13 protein-coding genes are annotated in these 12,507 nt (G+C 67.9%); 5 read left to right on the top strand and 8 right to left on the bottom strand.

Features of this window, described 5'->3' with window-relative positions; genetic code table 11:
* On the bottom strand, window positions 1–1,768 hold a 1,768-nt coding region (gene glmS / locus ACTS1X_RS03650), incomplete at its 3' end, for a glutamine--fructose-6-phosphate transaminase (isomerizing) (protein WP_442613020.1).
* 261 nt (window positions 1,769–2,029) lie between these two features.
* Window positions 2,030–2,410: a VOC family protein gene (locus ACTS1X_RS03645; RefSeq protein ID WP_442613019.1), complete on the bottom strand. Its 381-nt coding sequence runs from the start codon at window positions 2,408–2,410 to the stop codon at window positions 2,030–2,032.
* A 137-nt stretch (window positions 2,411–2,547) separates the two neighbouring features.
* Here ACTS1X_RS03645 and soxR point away from each other — a divergent pair, with 137 nt between their 5' ends.
* From soxR to ACTS1X_RS03630, 3 genes are all read left to right on the top strand, one after another.
* The gene (gene soxR, locus ACTS1X_RS03640; RefSeq protein ID WP_442613018.1) at window positions 2,548–2,991 is read left to right on the top strand and encodes a redox-sensitive transcriptional activator SoxR; all 444 of its coding nucleotides are present in this window, start codon (window positions 2,548–2,550) and stop codon (window positions 2,989–2,991) included.
* A 77-nt stretch (window positions 2,992–3,068) separates the two neighbouring features.
* Window positions 3,069–5,039 carry an alkyl/aryl-sulfatase gene (locus ACTS1X_RS03635; protein ID WP_442613017.1) on the top strand — a complete coding sequence of 657 codons (1,971 nt, stop codon included), beginning with the start codon at window positions 3,069–3,071 and terminating at the stop codon, window positions 5,037–5,039.
* Window positions 5,040–5,183: 144 nt separating this feature from the next.
* Window positions 5,184–5,660 (top strand): hypothetical protein, encoded by a 477-nt coding sequence (locus ACTS1X_RS03630; protein WP_442613016.1) that lies wholly within the window; start codon window positions 5,184–5,186, stop codon window positions 5,658–5,660.
* Between the two features lie 54 nt (window positions 5,661–5,714).
* Here ACTS1X_RS03630 and ACTS1X_RS03625 read toward each other — a convergent pair whose 3' ends face one another.
* A complete protein-coding gene (locus tag ACTS1X_RS03625) occupies window positions 5,715–6,302 on the bottom strand; it encodes an NAD(P)H-dependent oxidoreductase (RefSeq protein ID WP_442613015.1) in 588 nt (195 codons plus the stop codon).
* A 7-nt stretch (window positions 6,303–6,309) separates the two neighbouring features.
* Window positions 6,310–7,683: a bifunctional UDP-N-acetylglucosamine diphosphorylase/glucosamine-1-phosphate N-acetyltransferase GlmU gene (glmU, locus tag ACTS1X_RS03620; RefSeq protein WP_442613014.1), complete on the bottom strand. Its 1,374-nt coding sequence runs from the start codon at window positions 7,681–7,683 to the stop codon at window positions 6,310–6,312.
* A 63-nt stretch (window positions 7,684–7,746) separates the two neighbouring features.
* On the opposite strand from glmU, the gene ACTS1X_RS03615 reads away from it, so the two are divergent.
* The gene (locus ACTS1X_RS03615; RefSeq protein WP_442613013.1) at window positions 7,747–8,424 is read left to right on the top strand and encodes an HAD-IA family hydrolase; all 678 of its coding nucleotides are present in this window, start codon (window positions 7,747–7,749) and stop codon (window positions 8,422–8,424) included.
* Here the strand turns inward: ACTS1X_RS03615 and ACTS1X_RS03610 are convergent.
* Genes ACTS1X_RS03610 through ACTS1X_RS03595 form a run of 4 tightly spaced genes read right to left on the bottom strand, consistent with a single transcriptional unit; the run spans window position 8,421 to window position 11,030 of the window.
* Window positions 8,421–9,452, bottom strand: a complete 1,032-nt coding sequence (locus ACTS1X_RS03610) for a nucleotidyltransferase domain-containing protein (protein ID WP_442613012.1) — start codon at window positions 9,450–9,452, stop codon at window positions 8,421–8,423. The genes ACTS1X_RS03615 and ACTS1X_RS03610 overlap by 4 nt on opposite strands.
* Complete coding sequence (locus ACTS1X_RS03605; protein WP_442613011.1) at window positions 9,449–10,309, bottom strand: HprK-related kinase A; 861 nt, start codon at window positions 10,307–10,309, stop codon at window positions 9,449–9,451. The genes ACTS1X_RS03610 and ACTS1X_RS03605 overlap by 4 nt, the downstream gene beginning before the upstream one ends.
* Window positions 10,306–10,587, bottom strand: a complete 282-nt coding sequence (locus tag ACTS1X_RS03600; protein WP_442613010.1) for an HPr-rel-A system PqqD family peptide chaperone — start codon at window positions 10,585–10,587, stop codon at window positions 10,306–10,308. Before ACTS1X_RS03600 ends, ACTS1X_RS03605 begins: the two co-directional genes overlap by 4 nt.
* A gap of 20 nt (window positions 10,588–10,607) precedes the next feature.
* Entirely contained in the window at window positions 10,608–11,030 is a 423-nt protein-coding gene (locus ACTS1X_RS03595) for a hypothetical protein (protein ID WP_442613009.1), read from the bottom strand.
* Window positions 11,031–11,125: 95 nt separating this feature from the next.
* On the opposite strand from ACTS1X_RS03595, the gene ACTS1X_RS03590 reads away from it, so the two are divergent.
* Complete coding sequence (locus tag ACTS1X_RS03590; RefSeq protein ID WP_442613008.1) at window positions 11,126–12,430, top strand: sensor histidine kinase; 1,305 nt, start codon at window positions 11,126–11,128, stop codon at window positions 12,428–12,430.
* The last annotated feature ends 77 nt before the right edge of the window (window positions 12,431–12,507 follow it).

Genomic DNA, 12,507 nt, shown 5'->3' with positions numbered 1-12,507 from the left:
TCGCCACGGCCACATGATAGGCGAGCAGCTGCACGGGAATCGCATAGACGAGCGGAGCGATCAGCGGGTGGACCTTGGGCATCTCGATCGTCGCGATCGTCCCCTCGCCCGCCTTGGCGATGCCGTCCGCATCGGAAATCAGCACGACCTGCGCCCCGCGCGCCTGGGCCTCCTGCATGTTGGACACCGTCTTTTCGAACAGCGGCCCCGACGGCGCGATCACGATCAGCGGCACGGCGTCGTCGATCAGCGCGATCGGCCCGTGCTTCATCTCGCCCGACGCATAGCCTTCGGCGTGGATATAGCTGATTTCCTTGAGCTTCAGCGCGCCTTCGAGCGCCATCGGATAGTCGGGACCGCGGCCGAGATAGAGCACGTCGCGCGCCTCGGCGATCGTTCCGGCCATCGCGGCGATATCCTCGTCATGGTCGAGCGCCGCGTTCATCGCCTCGGGCGCCTCGGACAGGTGGCGGACGATCTCGCGCTCGGCATCGGGATCGAGCTTGCCCTTGGCGCGCGCCAGGTTGGTGGCGAAGGCCGCCATCACGGCCAGCTGGCAGGTGAACGCCTTGGTCGAGGCGACGCCGATCTCGGGACCGGCATGGGTCGAGAGCAGCAGGTCCACCTCGCGCGCCATCGAACTGGTCGGGACGTTGATGATCCCGGCCGTCTTCACGCCCGCCTTCTTGCAATGTTTGAGCGCCGCCAGGGTGTCCGCAGTCTCGCCCGATTGCGAGATGAACAGCGCCAGCTGGTTTTCGGTGAGAACAGGCTCGCGGTAACGGAATTCGGAGGCGACATCGACCTCGACCGGCACGCGTGCGAACTGCTCGATCCAGTATTTGCCGATCATCGCGACATAGCTGCTCGTCCCGCAGGCGACGATGGAAATCCGGTCGAACCCGGCTAGATCGAACTGCATGTCGGGCAGCGCGACCTGCTCCTCGAGCGGCCGCAGATAGCTCTGGAGGGTCTGGGCGACGACGATCGGCTGTTCGAAGATTTCCTTCTGCATGAAATGGGCGTGATTGCCCTTTTCGTTCGCCGCGGCCGACGCCCCCGACAGCGCCACGGGACGGGCGACGAGCTCGTCCCGTTCGTCGTAGATCAGCGTCGAGTCCCGCGTGATGACGACCATGTCGCCCTCCTCGAGATAGCTGATCTTCTGCGTGAAGGGCGCGAGCGCCAGCGCATCGGACCCGAAAAAGCTTTCGCCGTCGCCATGGCCGACGACCAGCGGCGAACCGAGCCGGGCGCCGATCAGCAGGTCCGGATCGCTCCGGAACATGATCGCCAGCGCGAAGGCGCCATGCAGCCGGTCGAGCGTCTTGCGGACCGCCTCGCGCGGGGCGACGCCGGCCTCGATCTGTTCGGAAATCAGGTGCGCGACGACCTCGGTATCGGTCTCGCTTTCGAACGTCCGGCCGCGCGCGAGCAGTTCGTCGCGCAGCTCCTTGAAATTCTCGATGATGCCGTTGTGGACGAGCGCGACCTCGCCGGTCGCATGGGGATGCGCATTGTCGGTGGTCGGCGCGCCATGCGTCGCCCAGCGGGTATGGGCGATACCGGTGACGCCGTCGACCGGATCCTCGGCGAGGACGGCGACGAGATTGTCGAGCTTGCCCTCGGCGCGGCGGCGTTCGATCCGTCCGCCGGACAGGGTCGCGACGCCGGCGCTGTCATAGCCCCGATATTCGAGCCGGCGCAGCCCCTCGACCAGCCGGTCGGTGACATTGTCCTTGCCGAGTATCCCGATGATTCCACACATATGGTCTTGTTTCCTTCACGCCCGCGCACGCGGGATTGCCCGCGTGTTTAGACGGAAAACGGAAAGCATCAAGTGAATGGAACGGGTTCCCTCGCCGGATTCGCCGTCTGCGCCCGCGATCGCCCCTGCGGCCGTCGCCTGTCTGGGCAGCGATGCGGCGGAGCCCGCCGCGCCGCCACTGCCGAAATGTCGCAGACACGGCCATGGCCGTGCCGCGCCATGGCCGCACAGAAAGCCTGCCAACGCGTCGGTTCGCGCCGCTCAGGCATAGCTGACGACCTCGAACTCGATCCCGTTCCAGTCGAAAAAGTAGAAGCGTTCGCCCGGATCGTATTTTTCGCGGGAGAAGGGCTCGAGCCCCGCGGCGATCACCTTGCGCTCGACCGCGTCGAGATCGTCGACGACGACGCCGACATGGTTGAACGGCTTGCCCTTGTCGAAATGCGGGTCGGCATTGCGGACGGCGTTGTTCGTGTAGAGCGCGAGATAGTCCTCGTCGCTGCCGACATGGATCGTATGACCGCCGGCCATCGCCGGCCCTTCCCAGCGGATCTCCCAGCCGAACAGTTCGTGCATCAGGTCGGCCGACCGGTGGGGGTCGGTCACCGTGATATTCACATGTTCGATACGTGCGTTCGTCATTGCTGCGCCTCCTTCGCGTTCCGGGCAGGCGTGCTGTCGGATTTTTCCCGACGCATCGCTGCCCCGGTTGCCTGATCTACAACCTCAAGCTAAGTTGAGATCAACCTCGATATTGAACGAAAAAGGCGATCACAGTCATGGCGCAAACGGCTTTGCTCTCGATCGGCGATCTGGCGGCGCGGACCGGCCTCTCGGTATCCGCGATCCGCTTCTACGAGGAGAAAGGGCTCGTCCATCCGCTGCGGAGCCGGGGCGGCCAGCGCCGGTTCCTGCGCTCCGACATCCGCCGCCTCTCCTTCGTGCTGATCGCGCAGCAGCTCGGCCTGTCGATCGGCGAGATCGAGGCCCAGCTCGCGAAACTGCCCCAGGGCCGCGCCCCGACCCAGCGCGACTGGACCCGGATCAGCAAGGCGATTCGCGGCACGATCGACGCCCGCATCGCCGAACTCGAGCGCACGCGCGACCGGCTCGACGGCTGTATCGGCTGCGGCTGCCTGAGCCTGAAAAAATGCCGGCTTTACAATCCGGAAGACCGGGCGGGCATCCGGGGGCCGGGTCCCCGCCACCTGATCGACGGCTGATCCGCCTCCGCCGCCGCGTGACTCGGCCCGCGCGATCTATCATACCGTCGCCCAAAAAGACCGATTGGAGACGACCGATGAAGCGGCCCTTCCTTTCCCTCGCCTTCGCCCTGATCGCCGTCCCGGCGCTGGCGCAGCCGGCCGAGCTGCGCGAACCGCCCGCCCCCGGCACCGCCACCGAAGCGACGCGCGCGGCCAATGCGGCGGTCGCGACGCGGCTGCCGCTCGGGGACCGGAGCGATTTCGAAGACGCGGCGCGCGGCCGCATCGCGCAGATCGACGCCGACGCCATCCGCGCCGCGGACGGTTCGATCGTCTGGCCGATCGCGGCACAGGCGTTTCTCGCCGGCGACGCCCCGGATACCGCCAATCCCTCGCTCTGGCGCCAATCGGCGCTGGCGGCCGAACACGGGCTGTTCGAGGTGACCGAGGGGATCTGGCAGGTGCGCGGCTACGACCTCTCGGTGATGACGGTCATCGCGGGCGAGACGGGCTGGATCATCGTCGATCCGCTGACCACGACCGAAACCGCCGCCGCCGCGCTCGCGCTGGTGCAGGACACGCTCGGCGAGCGCCCGGTCACCGGCATGATCTACACCCATTCGCATGCCGACCATTTCGGCGGCGCGCGCGGCATCATCGACGAGGCGGAGATTGCGGCGCGCACCGTGCCCGTGCTCGCGCCGATCGGCTTTTCCGAAACCGCGGTCGCCGAAAACCTGCTCGCCGGACCGCATATGAGCCGGCGCGCGACGCTGATGTTCGGCCAGATCATTCCCCCCTCGCCCGCCTCGCATATCGGCTCCGGGCTCGGGCCCGGCGTCCCGCGCGGAACCGTCAGCCTGATCCCGCCGACCGAGGAAATCGAGGGCCGGGGCACGCGCCGGACGATCGACGGCATCGCGTTCGAGTTCGTCGATGCCGCGGGAACCGAGGCGCCGGCCGAGTTCATGTTCTACCTGCCCGCGCACCGGGCGCTGCACACGGCGGAAGTCGCCACCGGCACGCTGCATAATGTGCTCACCATGCGCGGCGCGCGGGTCCGCGACGCGCTCGCCTGGAGCCGGGCGATCGACCATGTGCTGATCGAATATGGCGACCGGTCCGACGTCGTCCTCGCCTCGCATCACTGGCCGAGCTGGGGCGCCGACAACGTGACCGCCTTTCTCACCGGACAGCGGGATATCTACCGGTACATCCACGACCAGACGCTGCGGCGTGCGAATAGCGGCGCGACGATGGTCGAGGCGGCCGAGGCGATTCCCGAACCGGCGTTCACGCGGGACGCGTTCGACACGCGCGGCTATTACGGAACGCTCAACCACAATGCCAAAGCCGTCTACCAGCATTATTTCGGCTGGTGGGGCGGCGTGATGGCCGACTATCATCGCCTGCCGCACGAACAATCGGCGGCGCGCTATGTCGAGGCGATGGGCGGGCGCGAGGCGGTGCTGGCGCGGGGCATCGCGGCGTTCGATGCCGGCGACTATCGCTGGGCGTCCGAGATCCTCAACCATCTCGTCTTCGCCGCGCCCGCGGACGGACAGGGCCGGGCCTGGCTCGCCGCCGCCTATGAGCAGCTCGGTTTCCAGGCCGAGAGCGGCCCCTGGCGCAGCTATTACCTGACCGCCGCGAGCGAATTGCGCGACGGCGTGCCGCAGACGGGGGGCACGCGGCTCGGCAATGCCGATTTCCTCCGCGCGGTGCCGACGCTCGACCTGTTCGACATGCTCGCCGCCCGCTACGCGCCGGAGCGGCTGCAGGGCGAACCGTTCACGTTGAACTTCCTGTTCTCCGACACCGGCGAGACGGTCGCGCTCGAGATCGGCGCGGCGGTGCTGGTGCCGCGGTTGCGCGCCACCGAGAATCCGACGGCGACGGTCACGCTGGACCGGCCGGACTTCGAAGCCCTGCTGCTGGGCGCCACGACGCCGCCGGCCATGGTCGAATCCGGCGCACTGCGGATCGGCGGCGACCCGTCCGCGCTGGCCGCCTTTCTCGGCCTTCTCGAGCAACCCGAATTCTGGTTCGCGACGCAGACGCCCTGACGGTTCGAGCCGATTTTCAGGTTATCATGACACAGGCGTAACGATTTGCTACCCTGTCCGGGCGAGCCGAGCGACCGTGGCGTTTCTCGAGCGGTCCGTGTCCGGGCGACATCCGCCGGACAACGATAACATTGGGAGAGAAAAATGTGGAAATCCGTGGGGGGCGGCATGCTTGCCGCCGCACTATGCTGTGCGAGCGCGGCCAGTGCCGAGAATTTCACCTATGAAATCACCTGGGGCGATGTCTCCATGGTCGGCGGCATCGGTCCGGACGGCACATGGGGCCGGGGCGGAACCGTTTCGGGAACCTATGTCACCACGCTGGCGGACGGCAGCACGATCAACGGCGCGGTCCAATGCGTCGGCATGGATCAACCGCCCTCGGCCGGCGTCTTCGCCGTGACGATGGCGTGCGACGCCGTCCGCGACGGCGCGACCGACGCGACCGCGATCGCCTATGGCTGCAACTATCTCGGCGAACCGGGGCCGGACACCGCGCTCGGATGCGTCGGGGGGATCCGCAGCCAGACCGGCACGGTGGGCGCCGTGCGCACCGGCTCGGTGACGATGCACTGGCATAGCCAGAACGCCTCGTCCGGCACGGGCCAGTGGTACGAATAGAGGCCGCATGATGACTTCGACCGGCGCGCGCATCGACCGCGCGCCGGTCGTCGATCAGTGTTTCGCAGCCGATGTGCCCATTTGCCGCGCCCGTTCGATCCAGCCGTCGATTTTGTCAGGTTTCGACGTCTTGACCGGGCCGAGCTGGACGATCTTTCTCGCCTTCACGCCGCAAAAGCCGAGCACCTGGTTTTTGAGCACCCTGCGGCCCGGTTTCCGGTAGATCAGCGTGTCGATCAGCGGCGGCGTGTCGGAGGTGATGATCGCATCGGCGGTCTTGCCCGCGAGCAGCTTGTCCCAGCCCAGGCCCTTGGCGTGATATTTGAACCCGAAGCCCGACAGCAACGCGCGATCCAGCACCGCCTTGGCCTCGCCCGGCATGGCGCCCCACCAATAGGGATGGACGAAGAAGAGATGATCGGCCCAGGCGATGGCGTCCTGCCAGGCCTTCAGGTCCGGCTCCAGCTCGGGCATCGGGCGCACATAGCCCTCGAAATGCGCGTCGAAATCCATCGCGCTGAGCTTCTGGACCCGCACGTCCGCCCCGCCCTGCTCCGCGCCCGCCGCATAGGCATCGGCCAGTCCGTCGCTGAGCGATCCTGCGCGCGGGTGCGCCGACCAGACAAATATTCGGTTCGCCATGTCTTTCCTATTTCCCGGCCTTCTTCCGGCCCATCACTTCGCGGAACTTCTTCGCCCAGCCGGGCTTGGCGCTCTGCTCGCCCCGCGCGACGCCGAGCGCGTCCGCCGCGACGTCCTTCGTCACCACCGAACCCGCGCCGACGATCGCGCCGGCGCCGATCTTCACGGGGGCCACCAGCGCGCTGTTCGAACCGATGAAAGCCCCTTCCCCGATTTCGGTCCGGTATTTGAAGAAGCCGTCATAATTGCAGGTGATCGTGCCGGCGCCGATATTGGCATTCGCGCCCACCGTCGCGTCGCCGAGATAGGTCAGGTGATTGGCCTTGGCGCCTGGGCCCAGCACGGCCTTTTTCATCTCGACGAAATTGCCGACCTTCGATCCTTCTTCCATCACCGCACCGGGGCGGAGCCGCGCATAGGGGCCGACCGCGCAATTCTTCCCGATGCTGGCGCCCTCGATATGGCTGAAGGCATGGATCGTCGCGCCGTCGGCGACCGTCGCGCCGGGGCCGAACCGGACCTGCGGCTCGATCGTCACGTCGCGGCCGATCTCGGTATCGTGGCTGAACCAGACGGTGGAGGGGTCGACCAGGGTCGCGCCGTCCGCCATCGCCCGTGCGCGCCGCCGATCCTGCCATTCGCGCTCGACCGCGGCGAGTTCGGCGCGGCTGTTGACCCCGGCCACCTCCCACGGCTCGGCCTCGATCACCGCGCTGTGCCGCCCGTCCGCCTGCGCGACCATCACCATGTCCGGCAGATAATATTCGCCCTGCGCATTGGCGTTGCCGACCCGGTCGAGCAGCGCGAACATGTCCAGCGCCCGCGCCGCGATCAGCCCGGAATTGCAGAGCGTTACCGCGCGCTCTTCGTCGCTCGCATCCTTATATTCGACCATCTTTTCGATCCGGCCCGACGCATCGGCGACAATCCGGCCATAGGCGAGCGGATCGTCGGGCCGGAAGCCGAGCACGACGCACGCCGGCTCGTCCGCCTGCAGCCGGTGCAGCATCAGCGCGACCGTCCGCGCGCGCACCATCGGCACGTCGCCGAAACAGGCGAGGACCATGCCGTCTAAACCCGCCAGCGCATCGCGCGCCTGGAGCACCGCATGACCGGTCCCGAGCTGCTGCTCCTGCAGTGCGACGACCGCGCCGCGCGCCTCGACATAGGGTTCGACTTCCTCGCGCCCCGCGCCGAGCACGACCACCGTCTTTTCGGGACCCAGCAGCTCCAGCTCGTCCATCAGATGGCCGAGCATCGGCTTGCCGGCGATCGGATGCAGCACCTTGTGGCGCCCGGATTTCATGCGGGTGCCCTTGCCCGCGGCAAGGATGATCGCGGCGAAAGGGCCCGGCGGCGAGATGTCGGTATGATCGGTCATGGCGCCGCGCGGTCTGCCAGCAAATGCTTGCCATTTCCATAGGGCAGACGGCATGGCGCGGGGATGACGCTATCCCCCTTCCCGTTCGACCTGGTCGGCTTCGACCTCGACGGCACGCTGCTCGACACCAGCGACGAGCTGACCGTTTCGCTCAACCATGCCCTCGCCCAGGCCGGGCGTCCGCCGCTGTCGCAGGAAAAGGTCCGCCCGATGATCGGTCTCGGCGCGAAGCATATGCTGGACATGGGTCTGCAAGCATCAGGTGAGAGCAACGAGGCTCTGGTCGATGAACTGCTGCCGATACTCGTCGACCATTACGGCTCCCATCTGGGAACGGGCTCGCCGCCCTTCCCCGGATTGCTCGACGCGATGGACGCGCTCGCCAATAGGGGCGCGCGCTTTGCGGTGGTCACCAACAAATATGAGCGGCTCGCGGTAAAGCTTCTGAAGGCGAAGGGTTTCGACCATCGCTTCGCGGCGATCATCGGCGGCGATACGCTTCCGGGCGGCCAGCGCAAGCCGGACCGCGCCCCGATCGACGAGATGATCCGGCGGACAGGCGGCACCCGCGCCGCCTTTGTCGGCGACTCGATTTACGACGTGGATGCGGCGAAGGGCGCGGGCATCCCCGCCGTCGCCGTCAGCTTCGGCTTCCTCCACCAACCGGTCGACGAGCTAGGCGCGGATGCCGTCATCGACCACTATAGTGAATTGGTGCCGACGCTGGACCGACTGGGCTAGCCCTTCCGCCATTTCGTCCACAGATGCCGCGCGAGCATCGGGGGCGGCATGCGCAGCCAGTGCGAGCGGATGTAGAAGGCGAGGCGCAGGCCCTTGCGCGTTTCCCGGCCCCAGCCGTCGCGGGCGAGCAGGCGGCGGACGTAGAGTGCGTCGCCCGCCCTGCCACGACCGGCAACATCGCCGTCGACCGGCGTATCGTAGAGCGTTTCGGCGAGGCGCAGCGCGCGGGCGACGGGCCTTACCAGCTGATGGCGGTCCGCGCGCGCCCCCAGCGCCGGCCAGAACCCGTTCCGTTCGCCGAAATCGCGGAGCAGCCGGTCGATGTCCCAGAGGTTGCGCAGTCCGCCCGCCAGATCGCCGTCGGCGAAGAGGTGGGCGGCGGCATGGCAGATCATGTCCGGCGGCGAGAGCAGGCGCAGGCCCCCTGAATCTGCAGATACGTCCAGCGCCTCGCTCTCGGCGATCATCGACGCGGCGTCGGGCGTCGGCCTGGCGGTCAGCGGCAGCACCGTGTGGTGCACGTCGATCATCCGGTCGCGCTCCTTGTGGATCAGCGGCGGCAGCTCGTGCATGTGATCGCGGTAATAAGCGTCGTCATAGGCATCCTCCTTCACCCATTCCCAGCCGCCCCGCCCGGTCAGCGCGCGCTCCACCGCATCGAGCGCGTCGCGGCGGACCAGGATGTCGAGATCGCCGATCGACCGGCCGATTCCCGCCGACAGGCCCGCCGCGACATAGGCGGTGCCCTTCAGCAGCACGACCGGCTCGCCGAGCGGCGCGAGCGCCCGGCGCGCCATCTCGGCCTCCCACAGCGCCTGGCGGCGCGCATGGTCGGCGGAGCGGCGGGCGGCCGCGCAGAGCTCCGCCGCCTTGGGCGGCAGGTCGAGCCCGTCGAGACGGCACGCGAGCGTGCCCATCAGCTGCTCGGCCCGGGCCATGGCGATCAGCGCGGTCCAGCCCTCCGCATCGAGACCGGCGGTCGACGCCGGATCGGCCAGCGCACGGGTCAGGACGCGGGCGTCGGTCATGCCGCCAGCTCCGCCCAGAGCCGTTCGACGCTGGCGATCGCGCTTTCGGTGTCGGGATAGTCGACCGCCCGGGTCGGAACCGTCCGCACGAGCGCGGACAGCGCATCGAAACCCGTCTCGCCCAGCGCGACATAGTTGGTCGAGGCCTGGGTCAGCCGGACGAAGACCTCCGCTTCGCCGATCTCGCGGACATCGGGCGCATGGCCGAAACGCGGGAAGAGCAGCAGCGCGGGTTTCGCCGGCTCGGCCATCCTCGCGATCGCCGCTTCCGGCGGGCGCAGATGGCGGATATCGCCCTTGGGGGTATCGCGCATCAACGGGCCGAGCCGGTTCGCATCGACATCGCCGTCGAACAGCCCGATCGCCTCGTTCTTCAGGCTGACCAGCCGCGGAAAGGCGTGGAGGAGCCCGGTTTCGGGATCGATCAGCGCGAACTCGTCGCCCATGAAGCGCCAGCCGCGCTCGCCGAGCAGCGCGGAGAGCGTCGATTTGCCAGCCCCCGATTCACCGGTCATCAGCAGCGCCCTGCCGTCGCGCTCGACCGCCGAGGCGTGGAGCAGCAGGTAGCGGCGCTGGCCGAGCGCCATCTGGAGGTTCATCCCCATCTCCGCCGCGAGCATGCCATGGGCGAGCGAGAGCGGCGCGGCGTCCGGCAGCATATAGTCGCCGCCGATCATCACCGAGGGCCGCAGGAACCGCCGCCATGGCCGCGGGGCGAACAGCCGGACCGTGAAATCCGGTATATCGGGCGCCGGATAGCCCCGATAGAGCGCCGCCAGCCGGTCGAGCGGCTGCCGCCAGTCCGACCCGATGCGGAAACCGGCCGGGCCGACCGTCACGCGCAATTCGTGCCTCATGCCCGCCACACCAGTCCGGCCGTCTCCAGCTCGGCGAGACGCGCCTCCAGCGCCGCTTCGAGATCCTCGCCGTCGCCGAAGTCGAAATCGCGCTTCAGCCGGTCGAGCAGCGTCTGCGGCCCAGCCTCCCCCTCGCCCAGGGCGTCGAGAATCTGGAGCGCGGGCGGCGCGACGATATGGGTGAGGCCCGAAGGCCGGTGGAAGATCAGCGCCACGCCGTCCAGCGCGATCACGCGCCGGGCCTCGGGCGGATCGGCGCGATAGGCGGCTTCGGTCATGGCGGAAAGCGGCGGGAGCGTCAGCTCCGCGTCATCTGGATCGACGCGTAGCAGGTAAAGCCGCTCATGCCGGTCTGAAGCCGGCGGATATAATTGGTATAGGCCTGGCTCTGCTCATAGCCGTAGCCGGGGATCGTGCGGCCGGCCTGTAACGCACCGCGCACTTCCTCGCCGACCAGGTTGCGGCCCGGCGGCGGAAAGGCGCCCGGCGTTCCCGGCGGCACGACCGAACCGTCCGCCGCGATATAATTGCCCATCCGGCCGGGATCGGGAATCGGAATTTCGCAGGCCATGATCGAGGCCTGGGTCTGGGCGAGCGCGGGACGCACGGTCACGACCGTCGACGCCGCGGCGGCGCCGAGCGCCAATACCTGGCGCCGGCCCGGCTTCGCCATGCCCTGCCCGGCGTCGCCGCCGTCCGTATCCTTGCGTCCTTCGCTCATGCCGTCCTTCCCGCGTTTTCGTCCGTTCGGCCCAGTCACAGCTTACCCTGCCGCCTACTGGCGAGTGTAACAATAGCGCTGTATCACGGCGCCGAATGGCCCAGATAACGCCTCTTCGCGCCATTGTCGCGCTATTAACCACCTTTGGCATCGGCATCGCCGCCTATGCGCTGGGCGCGCCGCCGCTGCCGGTCGCGCTCGCCTGTCTCGGCGGCCTGGTCGGCGGCGTTGTGCTGGCCGGTTACCGGGAACCCGAGCCGGCCGACGCCGAAGACGAGCCCGAGGCGGACGAACAACCGCCCGACGAATCGCTGTTTCCGACGCTCGAGGAGCTGATGAACGCGATCGACGATCCCAGCCTGCTAATCGTCGGCCGCCGCGTCGTGCGGGCGAATCCGGCGGCCCAGGCCCTGCTCGGCACGCATATCGTCGGCGAGGATGTCCGGCTCGCGATCCGCCATCCGGCGGCGGCCGAACGGCTGACCGGAGAGGCCGGCGCGGAGGAATCGCGCGTCGCGATAGAGCTGGTCGGGATCGGCGAACGCGAACGGCCCTGGGAACTCGTCATCCACGAGCTCAAGGGCAATGCCCGGTTCGTCCGGCTCGCCGACCGCAGCAGCGCCCATGCGGCGGAAAAGATGCGCGCCGATTTCGTCGCCAATGCCAGCCACGAGCTGCGCACCCCGCTCGCCTCGCTGCTCGGCTATATCGAAACGCTGCAGGACGGCGCGGCCAAGGACAAGAAGACGCGCAACCGCTTCCTCAAGATCATGCAAGGCGAGGCGAGCCGGATGCAGCGGCTGATCGGCGATCTCATGTCGCTGTCGCGCATCGAGGCCGAGAAATACCGGGCGCCGGCCGAGGAAATCGAGCTCGGCCCGCTGATCAGCGAAGCCTGTCTCTCGACCTGCGCGGCCCAGGGCGTCGACAGCGCGCGCGTCGTTATCACGTCGGCGTCGGGCAGCGTGCGGATCGCCGGGGACCGGGTCCAGATCGCGCAGCTGGTCAGCAACCTCGTCGGCAACGCGCTGAAATACAGCGAAGGCGAAGATCCGGTCGAGGTCCATTACGGCCCGATCTCCGACACGATGATCCGGCTGAGCGTCGAGGATCATGGCGAAGGGATCGCGTCCGAACATCTGCCGCGGCTCACCGAGCGTTTCTACCGCGTCGATCCGGGCCGCAGCCGGTCGCTCGGCGGCACGGGGCTGGGCCTTGCGATCGTCAAACATATCGTCGAGCGCCACCGCGGAAGGCTGAATATCGAGAGCGAAGCCGGCCGGGGCACGAAGGTCAGTGTCGATTTACCGAAAAAACGGCCGGCGATGTCATCTTCCCGTAATGAGAATGTCACAAAGGCTGACGGGCCGTCGCTGATGGCGACACGCGATTCGCGATGACGGATTCGATGCCGAAACTCTAGCGCTGCAAAGGCATCGCGGAATGCCAGTTGAAGGAATATCGATGCAGTCGGGGG

Source organism: Parasphingopyxis sp., assembly GCF_052168275.1.
GTDB lineage: Bacteria > Pseudomonadota > Alphaproteobacteria > Sphingomonadales > Sphingomonadaceae > Parasphingopyxis.
Note: the sequence above shows the minus strand (reverse complement) of the source record. Positions and strands in the feature narration are given on the sequence as shown.

Bases quoted from the DNA above. Each gene is read 5' to 3' on its own strand.
- ACTS1X_RS03645 (WP_442613019.1), bottom strand. From the start codon at position 2,410: ATGACGAACGCACGTATCGAACATGTGAATATCACGGTGACCGACCCC.
- soxR (WP_442613018.1), top strand. From the start codon at position 2,548: ATGGCGCAAACGGCTTTGCTCTCGATCGGCGATCTGGCGGCGCGGACC.
- ACTS1X_RS03635 (WP_442613017.1), top strand. From the start codon at position 3,069: ATGAAGCGGCCCTTCCTTTCCCTCGCCTTCGCCCTGATCGCCGTCCCG.
- ACTS1X_RS03630 (WP_442613016.1), top strand. From the start codon at position 5,184: ATGTGGAAATCCGTGGGGGGCGGCATGCTTGCCGCCGCACTATGCTGT.
- ACTS1X_RS03625 (WP_442613015.1), bottom strand. From the start codon at position 6,302: ATGGCGAACCGAATATTTGTCTGGTCGGCGCACCCGCGCGCAGGATCG.
- glmU (WP_442613014.1), bottom strand. From the start codon at position 7,683: ATGACCGATCATACCGACATCTCGCCGCCGGGCCCTTTCGCCGCGATC.
- ACTS1X_RS03615 (WP_442613013.1), top strand. From the start codon at position 7,747: ATGACGCTATCCCCCTTCCCGTTCGACCTGGTCGGCTTCGACCTCGAC.
- ACTS1X_RS03610 (WP_442613012.1), bottom strand. From the start codon at position 9,452: ATGACCGACGCCCGCGTCCTGACCCGTGCGCTGGCCGATCCGGCGTCG.
- ACTS1X_RS03605 (WP_442613011.1), bottom strand. From the start codon at position 10,309: ATGAGGCACGAATTGCGCGTGACGGTCGGCCCGGCCGGTTTCCGCATC.
- ACTS1X_RS03600 (WP_442613010.1), bottom strand. From the start codon at position 10,587: ATGACCGAAGCCGCCTATCGCGCCGATCCGCCCGAGGCCCGGCGCGTG.
- ACTS1X_RS03595 (WP_442613009.1), bottom strand. From the start codon at position 11,030: ATGAGCGAAGGACGCAAGGATACGGACGGCGGCGACGCCGGGCAGGGC.
- ACTS1X_RS03590 (WP_442613008.1), top strand. From the start codon at position 11,126: ATGGCCCAGATAACGCCTCTTCGCGCCATTGTCGCGCTATTAACCACC.